Genomic DNA, 5,445 nt, shown 5'->3' on the forward strand with positions numbered 1-5,445 from the left:
TTCTTATCCTCTCAGCTATCGTCGGCCACTTACACGAAAATATTTATAGCCTCTAGGCTGGTTCGTTTTGTCTTTAGCCAGGCTTGCTCAGATTCCATCTCCTGATTCCCAAATTCTCTCCTGGCTTTCAACTTTCGCGTTGTTAGCATATTTCGCGGTTTAAATTCCTCGCCCGTTCTAGCTCCTGAATCCAAGCTCCTTTATTCTTCAGTAAAAAATTCTGTAAAAGTTCTTTCGGATTTCCGTTTTCGCGCTTCGGACTTATTCAATCCTGTCCATCCCGTTCATCCTGTCTTCTTCAAGTTCCTATTTTCCTGTCTTCATCTTTCTGCAAAATGAATTTGTTTCCAATTTTTTTGCCATGTCGGTGCCTCCCCATTTTCCTTCAAACTTTTCCCCTTTTTTTTTAATTTTCCCCATTGCATTCCCAGCCGGAATAGCGTATAAGTTATATCGTCAATCGGCACGGCCGTGTCGTGTTGCTTGACCGGCGAAAACCCTCCAGAGGCGGGCCAGTAGTCCCCGTTTGCTCGGGCCTTTCTCGGTGAGGAAGGGATCTATTAAAACTCAATTAATAACAACTGATAACCATTAACCGATAACCAGTCCCTTGCCCTTGTGTGTCCAGGGACAACCCGGAGGGAACCATGAACCCCCTCCTAAAAGAAAGGCGCCAATGAATAGATCAGTCACTGAGATGGTGACCAGTTTGAACGGGGCTTGCATCCCCATTCGCGTTGTTTCGCGTGTTTCGCGGGCAAAGCCCCCGGCCACTGCCAAATTCCCGAATCTGGTAAAGAAATAGTAAACCTTTGGTAAAGTTTTGCCTCAACTGCTGTGGGCGCACCCAAAGGTGGTGCAAAAAAGTGCAGAAAGGTGTAATAAAGTGCAAATAAGTGCAACTATCAGGTCACCAATGACAGATGACTGGTCACTGGTATCTGCTGACTCCGCCCCGCGCTCTCCTGGGGCTGCGATTCCTCATTTGCCAGTCCATGCGATCTGCATGGCTGTTTCCAATTTTTATGCCAATAAATATTTTTGCCATGTTCTTTCCCACCTCCCCATTTTCCTTCAAAAATTTCATTTTGGGTGCTTTCCAGTGGTTTCTGGTGCTCGCCGGTGGTTTCATGCGGTCAGAAATCGGTCAGTAACGTACCAGTTTTGTTCAGAAACGTACCGATTTCGTACCGATTCCAGCCCGCCGCCCCAACCGGAATCGCAATCTCCGCCCCAGCCGAAATATTCTAAAATGAATTTGACAAGTGACTTGTTTATATTAAACTACGACCAATTGAGTCGTATATTAGATTATACTAAGCACCATGTCAATAAGACCGACACATCTGCCTGCTGAGCCGAAGCTTCGCCGCTTCGACGATGTTCGCCAATTGATTGCCAATCCGTCTAACCCGACTCCCTTGGTTCGGGTCAACCGCGTGGCTCCCGCATTGCCCAGCCATTTGTTTCTCAAGTTGGAGTGGTTCAATCCCTTTGGCTCCATCAAGGATCGCACGGCCCACTACCTCTTGCAGGGATTGGAGCGGCGTGGTCAATTGCAAGGCAAAGCATTGGTGGAACCCAGTTCGGGTAATACCGGAATTGCGTTGGCCGCGCTGGCCGCACTGACCGGCAGGAAACTTACGGTCACCATTCCCGATGGTGTGCCGGATGAAAAAAAGCTGCTGCTGCGGATGCTTGGTGCTGAAGTATGGGCCACCCCCGATGACTTGTGCCCCATTAACCATCCCAAGGATGGAGCCATTGCGCTGGCTCATTCCTTTGTGACCGGAGAAGCCACTAAGGACCACTACGTGATGCCGAATCAATATGAAAACCCGGACAACGTTGCCGCGCATTTCGAGACGACTGGTCCGGAAATTTGGAATCAAACCGAAGGCAAAGTGGACTTCTTTTTCGCCGGATATGGGACCTGTGGAACCATTACCGGGGTGGGTCGCTATTTGAAGCAGCAAAACCCCCAAGTCCAGATCATTGCAGTGGAACCGCAGAAGGGTCATCGTATCCCCGGTTTGAAGAATTTCCAGGAAGCCAAGCAGCCTGCCATCCTTGATCCCAGCGTGATTGATCACGTCATCCGGGTGAATGATGACCCTGCCTATGCTGTGACCAAACGGCTGTTCCGGGAAGAGGGGCTGATTGTCGGGCCGTCCACCGGGGCGATCGTGCATGCGGCCAATGAGTTTTTAAAGGATCATCCGGGAGTGGCGGTCGCCATCTCACCGGATGGCGGTTTCAAATATGCCAGCTTCTTTGCGGATACACTCGGCAACGAAGGACTGCCAGCCGAATAACGATTATGACCACGCAAAATTTTCTCCCGAATGTATGGAATCTGCCGGCCAGCCTGCCGCAGGATCTCACTGCGTTTGAAAAAAACGTCGCGCAATTCAAAGATGGCGCTATCTCCGCCACGCAATTCCAGGTGTTCCGCGTTCCCCAAGGCGTTTATGAGCAGCGCGAATCCGGCACGTACATGTTGCGTGTCCGTTTCCCTGCCGGGGTCGCACTGCCGCACCAATTGCGCCGCCTTGCGGAGGTGGCCGAGAACTTTGGCAATGGCATTTTGCACGTGACCACCCGGCAGGACATCCAGGTGCATCGTGTTCCCTTGGAGGGCATTCATCCGGCGTTGGCCGCGTTGTCTGAAGCGGGCCTTTCCACCAAGGGCGGCGGCGGCAATACCGTTCGCAATATCACGGGCTGCCCGCATGCCGGGGTTTGTGCCGATGAAGCCTTTGATGTCGCCCCGCATGTGATCGCGCTCACGGAATTCATGCTGGCAGATCCGCAATCCTTCCAACTGCCGCGCAAATATAAAATCGCCTTCTCCGGCTGCGGCCGTGATTGTTCGGGAGCGACCGTCAACGACCTGGGATTTATCGCCAAAGTTAACGATGGTATTCAAGGCTTTGCCGTGTATGTGGGCGGTGGATTGGGCTCCAGCAGCCGGGTCGCGGATTTGTTGGAGGAGTTTGTGCCCGTTGCTGACGCGCCGCTGGTGGCGGAGGCCATCAAGCGGGTATTTAACACCCACGGTAACCGCAAGGATAAACGGTTGGCCCGGTTGCGGTTTCTCATCCGCCAGTTGGGGTTGAATGCGTTCCGTGAACTATACAGTGCGCAGCTCCAGCAGGTGCGTCGTGAGGTAGTGGTTTTGCCCGCGCTCCGTCCGCTGCCGCTGCCCGCGCTGGATCCGGCGTCCCCCGCTGCTACCAAAGTCACCTCGCCGGGTTTCGTGAAATGGCTGGACGCCAATGTCAAATCCCAGAAACAGGCTGGCTTCCATTACGTTCATATTCCGTTGTTCCTCGGGGACATTAATTCGGATACGCTTCGCGCGCTGGCCGGTGTGGTGGAAAACCATGGCGAGCAACGTTTGCTCACCACTCAAGAACAGAATTTCGTTTTGCGTTGGGTCAATGAGTCCGAACTGCCCTCGTTGCATGCGGCGCTCTCTGCCCTTGGCCTGGCGGAAAGCTGTGCGCCAGTGCTCCGCGATCTGATTGCCTGTGCCGGCGCTTCCACGTGCAAACTGGGAATCTGCCTTTCGCGTGGTGTGGCCAGGGGAATTGCGGATACCCTTTCACGCAGCAAGCTGGACTTGCATTCCCTTGGTAATTTGAAAGTCAACATCAGTGGCTGCCCCAATGCGTGTGGTCGCCATCCCTTGGGGCACATTGGTCTGTTTGGTGCGGCTCGCCGCGTGGATGGTCGCCTGGTTCCGCACTATGTGCTTCAATTCGGCGGACAGGTGGCGGAGGGGAAAACCGAACTGGCCCGTGGCCGCCAGACCATCCCGGCCTATCGCGTTCCCGAATTCCTGGCCGAGGTGCTCGCGGATTATGGGAAATCCCAGCAAAAGCCGGACTTTCACGCCTATCTGCGCACCCAAGGCGAGGGGTTCTTCGAAAAACTGGCGGAGAAATACAAACCCGTCCCTGGCTTTTCGGAAGACAAGAATTTCTATTTCGATTGGGGGGCGGACGAGGCGTTCTCACTTGCCGGACGTGGGCCGGGAGAATGCGGTGCCGGCGTGTTCGATCTCATTGATGTTGATCTCAAGAGCGCTGCTGAGGCTCTGCAAGCCCGGCAATATTTTTCAGCCGCCGCCTTGGCTGCGCGCGCCTTGCTGGTGACCCGGGGGGAACAGGCCACCACGGACAAGGAAGCCTTTACCCTGTTTCAAAAGCACTTTCTTGCGACCGAATTGGCCGAGTCGCGTTTTCTTCCACTCGTTACCTTGGGTGGACGGGTCGCCGGAAGCCCAAACCCGGCGGCGTTATTCCTTGTGGCCTCGGAGGAAGTCACCGCGTTTGTGAACCACGTGCAAAACCTGTTCAAGGCCATGGATGCAACGCTGCAATTTCCAAAACGGTGCGACGTGGTCCCTGTCACTCCTGCTGCTGGTACGAGTACTGCCGCCGGAGTGCAGCCGGATCTGGCCAAGGATTTTCGCGGCGTGGTCTGTCCGCTGAATTATGTCAAAACTAAAATGGCGCTGGATCAGTTGAAATCCGGTCAGATTTTGGCGGTTCTGCTGGACGCCAACGGAGCGCGCAATGTTCCTGAAAGCGCAACCAAAGACGGCCATGCCGTAATTTCCGTCACCCCCGAAGGAAGCAGTTCCCGGGTATTGATCCGCAAGCGTTAATGCAGACACGATCAAAAGCCACATGAATTTTCAGGGGTTGCCAAACCTCTGAATGCACACCAAGCAAACCCCGCACCGGGAGAAGCCACACTCTCCATTTGGTGCGGGGCTCTTCATTTTTCAAGACCCTCTTGCACACTCTCCGCTGCCAAGGCGGGTAGCGAAAGAGCGGCGAGAAGCAGAAATGTGTGAAATGTTGTTTTCATTGTTTTGCAGGCTGGTTGATTCATAATGGCTTAGCAGGCGCATCATTGGATGCCGTTGCCTACCTTTTCTCCGGTAGCAGCTTGAGCACGCAGTCGGCAACGGCCTCCCCTTGGATTTTCTTGGCCGCATCCTTCCAGTGGAAATCGTTTTGCTTCAGGTCGAGGCGGTTCATCATGAGACTGTATAAATCGTTCACCGGCACATTCATTTCAGCCATCACTTTTGCAGCCATCCGGTTGTGCTCGACGATGATCGGGTTGCTTTGCGGATCCAGCTCCGTCGGCTTATCCCGAAGCGAGATCGGGGTGGTGCTGGCCCAGATGATCTTGCCTCGCGGGTTCACTTTTCGCATGACCTCGACGAACGCTTTTGTCAGTGGCTCAAACTGACCGTCCGGGATACGTGGTTGTTTTTCGGCCTGGCCCTTCACGACGCGGTCTTTTTGAAAGCCGTGCAGCCCCAAGTTGATATGGATAACGTCGTAAGGGCCATTCGTCAAAACCACGGCTAATTCTAATTTGCTTTCAAGTTGAGACTAAATATGATATATTCTCTTCATGGCA

Annotated in this window: 3 protein-coding genes; 2 read left to right on the plus strand and 1 reads right to left on the minus strand. The window is 53.7% G+C overall.

The annotated features are described in order from the left end of the window. The first annotated feature begins 1,325 nt into the window (after positions 1-1,325). Both WCO56_28665 and WCO56_28670 read left to right on the plus strand, forming a co-directional pair. Positions 1,326-2,315, plus strand: coding sequence for a cysteine synthase family protein (locus WCO56_28665; protein MEI7733576.1), 990 nt, complete (start codon positions 1,326-1,328; stop codon positions 2,313-2,315). A gap of 5 nt (positions 2,316-2,320) precedes the next feature. Continuing rightward, the gene (locus WCO56_28670) at positions 2,321-4,675 is read left to right on the plus strand and encodes a sulfurtransferase TusA family protein (protein ID MEI7733577.1); all 2,355 of its coding nucleotides are present in this window, start codon (positions 2,321-2,323) and stop codon (positions 4,673-4,675) included. Positions 4,676-4,940: 265 nt separating this feature from the next. Here WCO56_28670 and WCO56_28675 read toward each other — a convergent pair whose 3' ends face one another. Beyond that, positions 4,941-5,387 carry an SGNH/GDSL hydrolase family protein gene (locus WCO56_28675; GenBank protein ID MEI7733578.1) on the minus strand — a complete coding sequence of 149 codons (447 nt, stop codon included), beginning with the start codon at positions 5,385-5,387 and terminating at the stop codon, positions 4,941-4,943. Positions 5,388-5,445 lie beyond the last annotated feature (58 nt).

Source organism: Verrucomicrobiota bacterium, from assembly GCA_037139415.1.
GTDB lineage: Bacteria > Verrucomicrobiota > Verrucomicrobiia > Limisphaerales > Fontisphaeraceae > JBAXGN01.

Bases quoted from the DNA above. Each gene is read 5' to 3' on its own strand.
- WCO56_28665 (MEI7733576.1), top strand. From the start codon at position 1,326: ATGTCAATAAGACCGACACATCTGCCTGCTGAGCCGAAGCTTCGCCGC.
- WCO56_28670 (MEI7733577.1), top strand. From the start codon at position 2,321: ATGACCACGCAAAATTTTCTCCCGAATGTATGGAATCTGCCGGCCAGC.